Source organism: Streptomyces sp. NPDC093600, from assembly GCF_044764755.1.
In the GTDB taxonomy this organism is placed as follows: Bacteria; Actinomycetota; Actinomycetes; order Streptomycetales; family Streptomycetaceae; genus Streptomyces.
Genome location: NZ_JBIWIU010000003.1, coordinates 107,237 through 120,015, shown reverse-complemented (window position 1 = coordinate 120,015; position 12,779 = coordinate 107,237). Strand labels below are relative to the sequence as shown.

Below are 12,779 nucleotides of genomic sequence, written 5' to 3'. Positions count from 1 at the left end.
CGGCAGGGGGTCGGTCGTGACCGTCACAGCAGTGGAGACGAACAGGCGCATGACACGTCAACGCGCCGCCGTGCGGAAGGCGCTGGCCGATCGCGCCGAGTTCGTCTCGGCCCAGGAGCTCCACGGGTCGATGAGCGAGTCGGGCATCCGCGTCGGTCTCACCACCGTCTACCGCGCACTGCGGGGCCTGGAGCGGTCCGGCGCCGCCGATGTCGTACGCGACGACGTCGGCGAGAGGCTCTACCGCTACCGCCGCCCCGAGACCGGGCACCGCCACTACCTGCTGTGCCGCCGCTGCCGCCGCAACGAGCCCCTGGAGACGGACGTCGTGGAGGACTGGGTGGCCGCCGTCGTGCGGTCGACCGGCTTCGCGGACGTCGAGCACACCCTCGAACTCACCGGGATCTGCGCCGAGTGCCGGCAGGGCGAGGACGCTTCCACTCGGCCGACCGGGCCGGGCCGCGCCTGTTGCCCGGAACGATCCCGGGGGTGAGGGCAACCATGACGGCATCTCGCCCGGTCACCGCGGAGGAGCGGAGGCGGACGGTGGAGGCAACGCTCCCGCTGGGACGCATCGTCGGAGTACGCGTCGCCCTCAACTGGAGCGTCGTCGTCATCTTCTGGCTGGTGACCGTCAGCCTCGCCGAGGGGCGGCTCTCCCACGCCTACCCCGGCTACCCGACCGGGACCTACTGGGGGCCGGGGTCCGCGGTGGCCGTGGTGTTCGTGCTCTCCATCCTGGCGCACGAGCTGGCCCACGCGGTCGTGGCGCGGCGCAACGGCGTCGAGGTGACGGCACGCCCGTAGGGCTGGTGACCGCCGCCGGGATCGACCGGACGTCGTGGGCCCAGCGCGGTTCGACCACCATCGCCGAGGTCATGGCCCCCCTCGACGAGGTCGCCACCGCCTCCCCGGGCGAGCCCATCGGCGACGTCCTGCCCCGCCTGGAGGCGGCGAACGAGAACCGCGTGCTCGTCCTGGCCCCGGACGGCCGCGCGCTCGTCGGCGCCCTCTCCCACCGACATCACAGAGCCGTCACCTGGCTCTCGGCCACCCGGGACAGGGAATGACGGGCGGGTTTGCCACCGACTCCACGGGTTAACCGCGCGTACGCCGGGGGCTGCTCCGGCCTCCGGACACAGGTCAGGAGAGGAGGAGGTGTGTCCCCATGGGACTGCCGATACGGCGGGCCGGCGGCGCGAGAGGCCGCGCGGCGGCATGGCGCCCGATCCGGGACTTCGAGAGCATGTGGGACGAGATGGGCCGGCGGCTCGAACGTGCGGCCACGCCGGCGGGCGGCGCCTGGATGCCGATGGCGGAGGAGCAGGACGACGACAGCTCCTACACCGTGAAGGTCGAGCTTCCGGGCTTCTCGCCGGAGAACATCGACATCGAGGTGGAGGGGGACGAGCTGGTCGTCAGCGGTGAGGTGGCCGAGGAGCACACGGGCAAGGTGCTCAGCCGCAGAACCGGGAAGTTCATGTACCGCACGACGCTGCCGCCGGGCAGCGACAGTGAGCGGTGCGACGCGAATTTCGAGAACGGCGTCCTCCTGGTCACGGTCCCCAAGACGGAACAGCGGTCGGGCCGGCGCAAGATCGAGATAGGTGGCGGCCGCCGCACCATCGAGGGCAGGGCCGAGCCCAGCCAGATGGACCCGCAGACCGGCGGGGAGTAGCGCGGAGTGCAGGGGTACGGGGCCGGGGGGCTGCTACTCGGGCTCCGTACCGCTGCCGTCGTACGTCTTGGTCCAGGTCGCGCCGCAGCGGCAGTGGAAGGATTCGCTCAGCTCTCCGCTCGCGGAGACCCGTACGTCGTTCCTGAGCCGCACGTGAACATGTTCACCCATAAGGCACCAACTTGCCGAAAGTCATAAAGGGCGCTCATTGTGTGCAGGTCGTCCCGGCCGCCACAACACCTCCCGGGCACCCTTTCGCCATAATCCTCGTCACAGTGGTGGATGGTGGCTCCCGGCCTTTCGCAGCAGGATGAGAGGCATGGTCGCTGCCACCGATTACGCGCGCATGCTGACGGGGTTGCTGAGGGCCAGCCACACGGCCGCTTTCGAACAGCTGCCGGCGCTGGTGCGGCGGTACGCCTCGCCGGCGGGCTTCCAGCAGGTGCGGCTGTATGTGGTGGACCTGCGCGAGGACACGCTGCGGGAGGTCACCGGAGAGGGCATCGACGCCGGCCGGGGCGGTCAGGAACTGAAGGTCGACGGCACGCTCGCGGGACGGGTCTTCCAGGCCATGCGGGTCCGCTCGGCTCCCAGTGGGTCGGGCACCCAGTACTGGATCCCGCTCCTCGACGGCACGGAGCGCCTGGGCGTCCTGGGCCTCACCGTCGAGGGAGAGCCGGACGACGAGACGGAACAGGCCATGGAGGACCTCGCTTCCGTCGTCGGGCTGATGCTCGTCTCCCAGCGGCCGCACAGCGACTCCTACGCCCGGCTCACCCGCCTGCAGCCGATGTCGGTGTCGGCGGAGATGCAGTGGACGCTGATGCCCCCACGCACCTACACCGGCCCCGAGGTCACCATCGCGGCGGCCATGGAACCCGCCTACGCCACCGCCGGAGACGCCTTCGACTACGCGATCTCCGGCCATATCGCCCATCTGGCGATCTTCGACGCCATGGGCCACGACACGGCCGCCGGCCTCACCGCCAACCTGGCGATGGCCACCTGCCGCAGCGAGCGGCGCCAGGGCCGGGGCCTCGGCCACGCGCGCGACAGCATCGAGCGCATCCTGATCGAGCAGTTCACCCATGACCGCTACGCCACCGCCATCCTCGCCGACCTCGACCTGGGCACGGGCCTGCTCTCCTGGCTCAACTGCGGGCACCTGCCGCCCATTCTCATCCGCGAAGGACGCTGGATCACCGCGCTCGACCGCCCGCCGACGCACCCGCTGGGAACCGAACTCAATCTCCCCGCCCGGGTCCACCAGGAGCAGCTGCAGGCGGGCGATCGGCTGATCCTCTACACCGACGGCATCACCGAGGCCCGCGACCGTCACGGCCGCGAGTTCGGACTCGACCACTTCGTCGACTTCATCGTCCGCCAGCAGGCCGCCGCCCTGCCCGTCCCGGAGACCCTGCGCCGCCTGGTCCGCGCGGTGCTCGACCACCACGACGGCCAACTCAACGACGACGCCACCGTCCTCCTCGCCGAATGGCACGGCACGCAATCGGCCCAGGCGCGCGGGGAGAGGTAGCACCAGAGCCTCCGCCCCGGGCCGGGGCGTCAGGTGACCGCGCTCAAGGTGTCCGCGAGGCGGTGGCGGGCCGCGCGGGCCGCGGGGAGGGTGGTCAGGGCGATCGCGCCGAGGACGGCGGCCGCGGTCACGGCCGCGAGGTGCGCGGCGGGCGGGCTCTGGGCGATGCCCGCGCCGACGCCGGTGGTGTGGGCCTCGTGGTCGATCAGCCAGTGGGCGAAGGGGACGCCGAGGGCCGTCGCGGCGAGGGCGGCGGCGAGGGCGGTGCAGCCGATGGCGGTCACGGTGACGGCGGTGATCTGGCGCGGGGAGAGCCCGATGGCCTTCAGGGCCAGCAGGTCGCGTTCGCCGTCGCGGATGCCGCCGCCGATCGCTGTGGAGAGTTCGGTCAGACCGATGAGGGCGAGGACGGCGATCAGGCCGAGGACGACGCCGCGCAGGGTGGACAGCCGGTCGGCGGGGGTGGTGACCTCGTGGACGTCGAGGCGGCCCGCGGAGGCGTCGGCCAGTTCGGCGCGCACGGCGCGCGGGTCGGCGCCGGGCTCCAGACGGAGCTGGTAGAGCGTGGGGCGCAGGGCGGGGTCGTTCTCGCGCAGGGTGTCGAGCGAGGTGGAGATGACCCGGCCGCCGTTCTCCGGTTCGATGCTGCGGCCGACGAGGTGCAGTACCTGCGGGTGGCCGCCGACCGTGACGCGGACCCAGTCGCCGACGCGTACGCCGAGCAGGTCGAGCAGGCCCTGGCCCGCGACGGCCTCGTCGGGGCCGTGGGCGGGACGGCCCTCGGCGATCGAGTACGGGTAGGGCTCGTCGCGGGTGCCGAGGCCGCGCAGCGCGATGGTGCCGGTCTGGCCGGGGACCAGGGCGGCGACCTCCAGGCCGGGGTGGGCGGCGACGACCTTGTCGTGGGCATCGAGGAGCGCGGCGGCCTCGCGGTCGGTGAGGGTCGCGTCGGGGCGGGCGGTGAGCGCGGCGGCGTGGCCGAGCTGTTCGGGGCGGCTGTCGAAGCGTTCGATGGTGGTCCACGCGCTGAGCGCCACGGTGATCAGCAGCAGCGGCAGGGCGAGGCGGACGATGGCGGCCGGGGCGCGCCGGCCCCGGCCGAAGGCCTGGTGCCAGCCGAGCACCAGGGCGGCCGGCACGCGCAGGCCGAGTGCTCCGCGGGCGGCCCGGGACAGGCCGCCGCCCGGGGCGACCGCGGCCGGGACGACGGGCACGGGCTCCACGCGCCCGGCCCGCCACGCGGCGAGGCAGGTGGCCGCCCCGATGAACAGCACCGCCGCGACGGGCACGGCGAGCAGCGCCGCCGTGTGGCCCTGGAGGCCCTGCCAGACGCCGACGGCGTCGCCGAGCCGGCCGGGCAGGCGGCTGCCGAGCGTCTGCACGGCCGCTGTGGCGAGGGTCGCCCCGGCCGCGGCGAAGGCGAGGTGCTGGACGAGGAAGACGCGTACGACCTGGCCGGGGGTGAAGCCGATGGCCTTGAGGACGGAGATGTCCCGGAGGTGGCCGCGCACCCGGGTGCTGATGGCGCCGAAGACCGCGAGGGCGGCGGCGATCAGCGCGCCGAGCCCGAACAGGCCGAGGACCTGGCCGAGGAGCCGGGTGTCGCCCTGGGCCTCGCCGCGGGCCTGCTGCCAGGTGGAGACGTCGGTGACGGCGCCTGCGCCCAGCGCGGTGACGGCGCGCTGGACGGTGTAGTCGGTGTCGTCCGGGTCGGCGAGGCGCAGTCCGACGACCTGGCCGCCGCCTCCCGGTACGGCGTGGGGCAGGGCCCAGACGATGCCGGGCCGCTCGCCGGGGCGGTAGCGGGGCTCCGCGCTGTCGGCGACGCCGAGGACGGTGAGGGTGCGGCCGGTCGGCAGGGTCAGGCGGTCGCCCGGTTCGGCCCACAGGGCGCGGGCGAGGCCGGATTCCAGGACGACGCCGTCGGCTGCGGCGTCGTCGAGCCACCGGCCCGACGTCAGCTGGGGCCGGCCGACGGCCGGGGGTTCGGCGCCGGTGGCGCGCAGTTCCACGGCGGCGCGGGCGCCCCGGGAGGTGACGGTGGCGGCCGCGGTGCGGTGGGGGCCGGAGAGCTGCTCGACGCCGTCGAGCGTCGCGAGGGGGCGGGTGTCGGCGGCGGGGCCGGCGTGGATCCACACATGGGCGCCGCGCGACTGGGTGAAGACGCGTTGCCACGGGTTGGTGGCGTAGCCGAAGAGCGCCGTGGCGAGCAGCAGGGAGGCGACGATACCGGCGGTGGCGACGACCATGAACAGCGCCTCGCCCCGGTGGGTGCGCAGATCGGCGTGCGCCCAGCGCAGCATGGCCCGCACCGGTCAGTCCTTCAGTTCGAGTACGCCGGCGAGGCCCTGGCCGCGTGGCGGGGTGTCGCCCAGTTCCGCGTCGTCGGCTATCCGGCCGTCGAAGAAGCTGATCACCCGGTCCGCCGCGCTGGCGAGCCGGGCGTCGTGGGTGACGAGGACGATGGTCTGGCCGCGCTGGTGGAAGCGGGTCAGCTGCCGCATCACCTCGCGGGTGCCCTTGCTGTCGAGGCTGCCGGCCGGTTCGTCGGCGAGGAGCAGCCGCGGATGGTTGACCAGGGCGCGGGCGAGGGCGACGCGCTGCTGCTCGCCGCCGGACAGCTCGCCCGGCATGCTGCGGGCCTTGCCGTCGAGACCCAGCTCGGCGAGGAGCTCCTCGCGCTCGGCGCGGGCGCGCCTGGCGGAGGCGCCGGCCAGCAGGGCGGGCAGCTCGACGTTGTCGGCGACGGTGAGGTTGGAGACGAGGTTGAAGAACTGGAAGACGATGCCGATGCGGCGGCGGCGCTCCACCGCCCAGCGCGCCTCGGTCCAGCCGTCGGTGCTCTCGCCGTCCAGCCGGAGCGAGCCGCTGTCGGGGCGCTGGAGGCCGCCGAGGAGGTGCAGCAGGGTGGACTTCCCGGCGCCGGAGGGCCCGGTGACGGCGACGAACTCGCCGCGCCGCACGGTCAGGTCGACACCGCGCACGGCGTGTGCGGGCGCGCCCTCGCCGTGGTGGGTCTTGACGAGGCCCTCGGCACACAGCAGCGGTACGGGTGCGGCGGAGTCCGTCATCGCAGCTCCTCCAATTCCTCCTGGCACCGCTCCAGCCAGTCGAGGTCAGCCTGGAGGTGCAGCATGGCGCCCTCGATCAGCAGGTGGGCGATGCGGTTGTCCCGGTCTTCGGTGGCGGCCAGCTTGGACAGGTTGCGCATGGTGGTGAGGTACTCGCGTCGCTGCTTGTTGATGAGGGCGATCTGGTCGGCGAGACCGGTGTGCGGGGCGAGGGCGAGCTTCATGAAGAACTCGTCCCGGACCCTCGGTTCGTCCGCCGTCTCGTCGAACCAGGCGCGCAGTGCTTCCTGCCCGGCGTCGGTGAGGCGGTAGATCTTCTTGTTGGGGCGGCTCTCCTGGGCGATCTCCTCGCCCTCGATCAGCCCGGACTTCTCCAGCCGGCCGAGGGTGACATAGATCTGGCCGACGTTGGTGGGAGGGTACGCGGCGCCCAGCAGTTGCTCAAGCTCCTGCTTGAGTTCGTAGCCGTGGGCGGGGCCCCTGGCCAGGAGGGCGAGGAGGGGAAGGCGCACCCGTGCTGTCCTCCCTTGGCGTGCTCCCGGTGTGATGTGGGCTCTAGTATCGCCCATGCCTAACGGGTATACATGCCCTGTCGCCGGACGAAGGTGTACGGCGCGGCGCTCTGGGAGGAACCTATGCGGTGGATGCGTGCCGCCGGTAGGGGTCTCCTGGTTCTGGCGGTCGTACTGACGGGTTATGTGGCCGCCGGTGCTCCGTCGGGCGGCGCGGAGCGCGGCGACGGGCGCGGCCCCATGACGCTGGCGACGGCCGGTGACCTGACCGGCTATCTCGGCCGTGTCCTGGACGGCTGGAACCGCGCGCACCCGGCCGAGCGGGTCACCCTGGTGGAGCTGCCGGATTCGGCCGACGAGACCCGGGCCCAGATGATCACGGACCTGAGGTCGGGCGAAGGCAGGTTCGATCTGCTCAACATCGATGTCGCGTGGACGTCGGAGTTCGCCGCGTCGGGGTGGATCGCACCACTGGAGCGCGGCCGGTTCCCGCTGGAGAGCTTCCTGCCGCCGGTGGTGGACACGGCGACGTACGACGGGCGGCTCTACGCCGTCCCGTACGTGACCAACGCCGGGATGCTCTTCTACCGCAAGGACGTGCTCGACCGTGAGGGGCAGCGCCCCCCGCGGACCTGGGCGGAGCTGGAGCGGCAGGCCCGCACCATCGCCCCGAGGTACGGGCTCGGCGGCTACGCGGGCCAGTTCCTGCCGTACGAGGGGCTGACGGTCAACGCCGCCGAGGCGGTGTACTCGGCGGGCGGGTCCATCCTCGGCGACGAGGGCGAGCGGGTCACGGTCGACTCGGCGGCCGCCCGCGAGGGGCTGGGGTTCCTCTCCCGCGGTGTGCGGGACGGCTGGATCCCGAGGGAGGCCCTCGCGTACAAGGAGGAGGAGTCCCGGCAGGCGTTCCAGGACGGCCGGCTGCTCTTCCTGCGCAACTGGCCGTACGCGTACGCCGGTGCCTCCGGCGCGCGGTCGCGGGTCGCGGGGAAGTTCGGCGCGGTGCCGCTGCCGGGCCCCGAGGGCCCGGGCACGAGCGTGCTGGGCGGCTCCAACCTGGCCGTGAGCAGCCATGCCCGGCATCCGGAGTCGGCGCGCGACCTGATCGCGTACCTCACGAGCGAGCGGGTGCAGCGCCGGGTCCTGGGCGAGGGCGCCCTGCCGCCGGTGCGGGCCGCGCTGTACGGGGATCCGGCGCTGGTGGCGCGCTTCCCTTATCTGCCCGCGCTCCGGGAGAGTGTGCTCGCGGCCGCGCCGCGTCCCAAGAGCCCGCACTACGAGCAGGTGAGCCTGGCCGTGCAGGCCGTGGCGCACGACGTGATGGCGCAGCACCAGACGCCCGAGGCGGCGGTGCGCCGGCTCGCGGGTGAGCTCGCGGCCATCGCCCGTCGTCGCTGACGTCTCTCTCATCGCTCTGTCACCTCCCGACTCGCTAGTTATCTGTTAGGTAGCGATCTACGGGTCCGCATGCCTGCACCCTCCGCACAAACCGGACAAACTCTCCCAACGTCCGTCTCTTTTCGGCAACTTCGTTGACACCTGCCTGACACGGATACCTAACATGCATGCATAACCGCTACCCGCTCTGGGTGGCGCGCACCCCTTCACGCAGAAACGGGTAACGGGTGATGCTCACAGCCCCAGGCCGCCGTCACTGGTGGCGCGACGCGGTGATCTACCAGGTGTACGTCCGCAGCTTCCTGGACAGCACCGGCGACGGGATCGGCGACCTCGCCGGTGTCCGGGCGGGCCTGCCGTACCTCAAGAAGCTCGGGGTCGACGGCATCTGGCTCAGCCCCTTCTACCCCTCGCCGCAGCACGACCACGGGTACGACGTCGCCGACTACTGCGACGTGGACCCGGTCTTCGGCGACCTCGCCGAATTCGGCCTGCTGGTCGCCGACGCCCACCGGCTGGGCATCAAGGTGCTGCTCGACATCGTCCCCAACCACTGCTCCAGCGAGCACGCCTGGTTCCGCGAGGCGCTCGCCTCCGGCCCCGGCAGCGAGGCCCGCGCCCGCTTCCACTTCGCCGAGGGCCGCGGCCCGCACGGCGACGAGCCGCCCAACAACTGGCACGCCATGTTCGGCGGCCCCGCCTGGAGCCGGGTCACCGAGCCGGACGGTACGCCCGGCCAGTGGTACCTGCACATGTTCACCCCCGAGCAGCCGGACCTGAACTGGCGCAACCCCGAGGTCGGCGCCCACTTCGACCACGCCCTGCGCTTCTGGCTCGACCGGGGCGTCGACGGCTTCCGCATCGACGTGGCGGCCGGACTGTTCAAACACCCCGACCTGCCGGACTCCCCCGACCCCGAGGCCGACGCCCGCACCCGTGACTCGGTCAACCCGCTCGCCTGGAACCGGCCCGAGGTGCACGACGTGTGGCGCCACTGGCGGTCGGTGTGCGAGGAGTACACGGCCCGCGACGGCCGCGAGCGGCTGCTGGTCGGCGAGGTGTCGGTTCCGACCGCCCGTGAACACGCCCAGTACGTCCGCCCCGACGAGCTGCACCAGGCGTTCTTCTTCGACCTGCTGAGCGCGCCCTGGGACGCCGACGCCTTCCGCAAGGTGATCGACGAGGCGATGCGCGACATCGCGGGCACCGGTTCCACCGTCACCTGGGTGCTCAACAACCACGACCAGGTGCGCACGGTCACCCGCTACGGCGAGTCCGGCACCGAGGGCAGCGGCCTGGGGGTCGCCCGGGCGCGCGCCGCCGCCCTGCTGATGCTGGCCCTGCCCGGCGCCGCGTACATCTACCAGGGCGAGGAACTGGGCCTGCCGGAGGTCGTGGACCTGCCGGACGAGGTGCTCACCGACCCGATCTTCCGGCGCACCGGCAGCCGGGCGAGGATCCGCGACGGCTGCCGCGTACCGCTGCCGTGGTCGGGGCACGCGTCCCCGTTCGGCTTCAGTACCGGGGCGGAGAGCGCCAAGCCGTGGCTGCCGCAGCCCGGCTGGTTCGCCGAGCACGCCACCGACCGGGCGCTCGCCGACACCCGCTCGTTCTGGCACCTGTACCGCGAGGGCCTGCAACTGCGGCACGGGCTGCCCCAGTTGGGCGAGGGAACCTTGCGCTGGCTGGACGCGCCACCGGGCGTCCTGGCCTTCCTGCGCGGCGACGGGCTCGTCTGCGCCGTGAACTTCACCGCCGCGTCGGTGCCCGCACCGGCCTCCGGCGCTCCCCTGCTGTCCAGCGGCCCCTGCCCGGCCGGCGTACTGCCCGGATCCACCGCCGCCTGGTGGATCAGTGACCACACCACCTCGGAGGTATGACGATGACGATGCGACGACGGACGGCGATGGCGTGCTGCTCGGCGCTCACCCTGGCACTGGGGGCGACCGCCTGCGGCGGCGGCCCGGTGAGCGCGGGCGGCGGCAAGGAACTCAGCGGCCAGACCCTGAACGTGGCCGGTGTCTGGTCCGGCGCCGAGCAGAAGAACTTCCAGAAGGTGCTGGACGCCTTCACCGAGAAGACCGGCGCCAAGACCCAGTTCACCTCGACCGGCGACAATGTCTCCACGGTCGTCGGCAGCAAGATCGAGGGCGGCAACGCCCCCGACGTGGTGATGGTCCCCCAGGTCGGCGTGCTCCAGCAGTTCGCCCGGCAGAAGTGGCTCAAGCCGATGTCGGACACCGCGAAGAAGTCCGTCGACGCCAACTACGCGCCGGTGTGGAAGAACTACGGCTCCGTCGACGGCACCCTGTACGGCCTGTACTTCAAGGCCGCCCACAAGTCGACCGTCTGGTACAGCCCCGAGGCGTTCGAACAGGCGGGCGTGGTGCCGCCGAAGTCGTACGAGGAGATGCTCAAGGCCGGGCAGGCGGTCTCCGACTCGGGCCTGCCGGCCTTCGCGGTCGCCGGTGAGGACGGCTGGACGCTGACCGACTGGTTCGAGAACATCTACCTCTCCCAGGCCGGCCCGGAGAAGTACGACAAGCTCGCCCGGCACGAGATCAAGTGGACCGACCCGACCGTGGTGAAGGCGCTGACCACCCTCGGCGCGCTCTTCTCGGACAAGAAGCTGATCGCGGGCGGCCAGCAGGGCGCGCTCGGCACCGACTTCCCCGGCTCGGTCGAGAAGGTCTTCGGCCCGAAGCCCGAGGCCGGGATGGTGTACGAGGGCGACTTCGTCGCCGGCATCGCCAAGGACCAGTTCGGCCGGAAGATCGGCGAGGACGCCACCTTCTTCCCCTTCCCCGCGGTCGCGGGCGGCACGGCGCCGGTGGTCAGCGGCGGCGACGCGGCCGTCGTCCTGAAGGACGGCCGGAACCAGAAGGCCGCGATGGCGTTCATGGAGTACCTCGCGACGCCGGAGGCCGCGGCCGTATGGGCCGAGGCGGGCGGCTTCCTGTCTCCGAACAAGAAGCTCGACCTCGCCTCCTACGGCGACGACACGCTGCGCGAGACCGCCAAGTCGCTGATAGATGCCGGGGATTCGGTGCGCTTCGACATGTCGGACCAGGCTCCGGCGGCGTTCGGCGGCACCAAGGGCGTGGGCGAGTGGAAGATCCTCCAGGACTTCCTGCGCGACGCGTCGAACCCGGCCGGCACCGCGGCGGCCCTTGAGGCCGCGGCGGCCAAGGCGTACAAGAGCTGAGGCGGCCGTCATGACCACAGTCACCGCTCCCCCGCCGCCCCGGGCCGGCGCCGCCGAGGACGGCCGGCGGGACTCCGGTCCCCGGGACCGGGCCCGGCGCCGCCGGCGGATCATCGCCGTCGCGTTCGTACTGCCGGCGCTGCTGCTCCTCGGCGCGCTGGTCGTCTATCCGGTGCTGTTCTCGGTGGGCCGCAGCTTCTTCGACGCGTCGGGCACCGAGTTCGTCGGCGGGGGCAACTACGCGGAGATGTTCCGCGACCCGGCCACCCTGACCGCCATCCGCAACAGCGCCATCTGGGTGGTCGTCGCGCCGACGCTGCTGACCGGTCTCGGGCTGATCCTCGCGGTGCTGGTGGAGAAGGTCCGCTGGGCGACCGCGTTCAAGCTGCTGCTGTTCATGCCGATGGCCGTCTCCTTCCTCGCGGCGGGCATCATCTTCCGCCTCGCGTACGAGGAGGACCCGGACAAGGGCGTGCTGAACGCGGCGGTGGTCGGCGTGCACGACGTCTTCCAGGACTCATCGTCGTATCCGAAGGCCCGGGCCCGCGAGGGACAGGGGCTCGAGAAGCGGCCGGACGGCTCGTACGGCACGGCCGGGACGGTCTCCCCGGGGCAGAGCGTCGCCCTCGGCTTCGTCGGCGTGCCGCCCAAGGAACTGCCCGCCGACGCGAAGCCGGCGGCGGGCGGCACCGCCGGTCCGAAGGATCTGGCCGGCACCGTGTACCTCGACTTCACGCCCGGTGGCGGCGGGCGGCCCGGTGCCGTCGACGCCGGGGAGCGGGGACTTCCCGGCATGACGGTGGAGGCGGTACGCGACGGGAAGAGCGTCGCCACCGCGACCACCGCGGCCGACGGAACGTTCCGCTTCCCCGGCCTCGGGGCGGGCGCGTACACGGTCCGGCTGCCGGCGGAGAACTTCGCGCCGCCGTACGAGGGTGTCTCCTGGCTCGGTCCCGCGCTGGTCACTCCGGCGATCATCGGCGCGTACCTGTGGATCTGGACGGGGTTCGCGATGGTGCTCATCGGCGCCGGTCTGTCGTCCCTGCCGCGTGACGCGCTGGAGGCGGCTCGGATGGACGGGGCGAACGAGTGGCAGGTCTTCCGCCGGATCACCGTGCCGCTCCTCGCGCCCGTGCTGACCGTCGTCTTCGTGACGCTGGTGATCAATGTGATGAAGGTCTTCGACCTGATCTACATCATCGCGCCGGGGCCGGTGCAGGAGGACGCCACGGTGCTCGCCACCCAGATGTGGCTCGTCTCCTTCGGCGGCGGCAACAATCAGGGGCTCGGCAGCGCGCTGGGTGTGCTGCTCCTGCTGCTTGTGATCCCCGCGATGGTGTTCAACGTCCGACGCTTCCGCAGGAGTCAGTCATGAGTG

The 12,779-nt window shown here is 72.4% G+C and carries 12 protein-coding genes; 9 read left to right on the top strand and 3 right to left on the bottom strand.

Translation table 11 applies throughout. The features are described from left to right. Window positions 1-49 precede the first annotated feature (49 nt). The 5 genes from ACIRB4_RS10555 to ACIRB4_RS10535 all read left to right on the top strand — a co-directional run bounded on the left by ACIRB4_RS10555 (window position 50) and on the right by ACIRB4_RS10535 (window position 3,215). Window positions 50-493 (top strand): Fur family transcriptional regulator, encoded by a 444-nt coding sequence (locus ACIRB4_RS10555; RefSeq protein ID WP_403289817.1) that lies wholly within the window; start codon window positions 50-52, stop codon window positions 491-493. A gap of 8 nt (window positions 494-501) precedes the next feature. Then, a complete protein-coding gene (locus ACIRB4_RS10550) occupies window positions 502-807 on the top strand; it encodes a hypothetical protein (RefSeq protein ID WP_403289816.1) in 306 nt (101 codons plus the stop codon). Between the two features lie 5 nt (window positions 808-812). Beyond that, window positions 813-1,070 carry a hypothetical protein gene (locus ACIRB4_RS10545; RefSeq protein ID WP_403289815.1) on the top strand — a complete coding sequence of 86 codons (258 nt, stop codon included), beginning with the start codon at window positions 813-815 and terminating at the stop codon, window positions 1,068-1,070. Window positions 1,071-1,168: 98 nt separating this feature from the next. Further along, window positions 1,169-1,678 (top strand): Hsp20/alpha crystallin family protein, encoded by a 510-nt coding sequence (locus ACIRB4_RS10540; RefSeq protein ID WP_403289814.1) that lies wholly within the window; start codon window positions 1,169-1,171, stop codon window positions 1,676-1,678. 319 nt (window positions 1,679-1,997) lie between these two features. After that, window positions 1,998-3,215 (top strand): PP2C family protein-serine/threonine phosphatase, encoded by a 1,218-nt coding sequence (locus ACIRB4_RS10535; RefSeq protein ID WP_403289813.1) that lies wholly within the window; start codon window positions 1,998-2,000, stop codon window positions 3,213-3,215. 29 nt (window positions 3,216-3,244) lie between these two features. On the opposite strand, the gene ACIRB4_RS10530 is transcribed toward ACIRB4_RS10535, so the two are convergent. Genes ACIRB4_RS10530 through ACIRB4_RS10520 form a run of 3 tightly spaced genes read right to left on the bottom strand, consistent with a single transcriptional unit; the run spans window position 3,245 to window position 6,798 of the window. Continuing rightward, on the bottom strand, window positions 3,245-5,527 hold the full coding sequence (locus tag ACIRB4_RS10530; RefSeq protein ID WP_403289812.1) for an ABC transporter permease: 2,283 nt from the start codon (window positions 5,525-5,527) through the stop codon (window positions 3,245-3,247). A 3-nt stretch (window positions 5,528-5,530) separates the two neighbouring features. Continuing rightward, window positions 5,531-6,286, bottom strand: a complete 756-nt coding sequence (locus ACIRB4_RS10525; RefSeq protein ID WP_403289810.1) for an ABC transporter ATP-binding protein — start codon at window positions 6,284-6,286, stop codon at window positions 5,531-5,533. Further along, window positions 6,283-6,798, bottom strand: coding sequence for a PadR family transcriptional regulator (locus ACIRB4_RS10520; protein ID WP_403289809.1), 516 nt, complete (start codon window positions 6,796-6,798; stop codon window positions 6,283-6,285). Before ACIRB4_RS10520 ends, ACIRB4_RS10525 begins: the two co-directional genes overlap by 4 nt. Before the next feature lie 123 nt (window positions 6,799-6,921). Here ACIRB4_RS10520 and ACIRB4_RS10515 point away from each other — a divergent pair, with 123 nt between their 5' ends. The 4 genes from ACIRB4_RS10515 (at window position 6,922) to ACIRB4_RS10500 (ending at window position 12,776) form a co-directional block, all read left to right on the top strand. Next, window positions 6,922-8,196, top strand: coding sequence for an ABC transporter substrate-binding protein (locus ACIRB4_RS10515; RefSeq protein ID WP_403289808.1), 1,275 nt, complete (start codon window positions 6,922-6,924; stop codon window positions 8,194-8,196). Window positions 8,197-8,426: 230 nt separating this feature from the next. Next, window positions 8,427-10,076 carry a glycoside hydrolase family 13 protein gene (locus ACIRB4_RS10510; RefSeq protein WP_403289807.1) on the top strand — a complete coding sequence of 550 codons (1,650 nt, stop codon included), beginning with the start codon at window positions 8,427-8,429 and terminating at the stop codon, window positions 10,074-10,076. A gap of 2 nt (window positions 10,077-10,078) precedes the next feature. Continuing rightward, on the top strand, window positions 10,079-11,401 hold the full coding sequence (locus ACIRB4_RS10505) for an ABC transporter substrate-binding protein (RefSeq protein WP_403289806.1): 1,323 nt from the start codon (window positions 10,079-10,081) through the stop codon (window positions 11,399-11,401). Between the two features lie 10 nt (window positions 11,402-11,411). After that, on the top strand, window positions 11,412-12,776 hold the full coding sequence (locus ACIRB4_RS10500; RefSeq protein ID WP_403289805.1) for a carbohydrate ABC transporter permease: 1,365 nt from the start codon (window positions 11,412-11,414) through the stop codon (window positions 12,774-12,776). Window positions 12,777-12,779 lie beyond the last annotated feature (3 nt).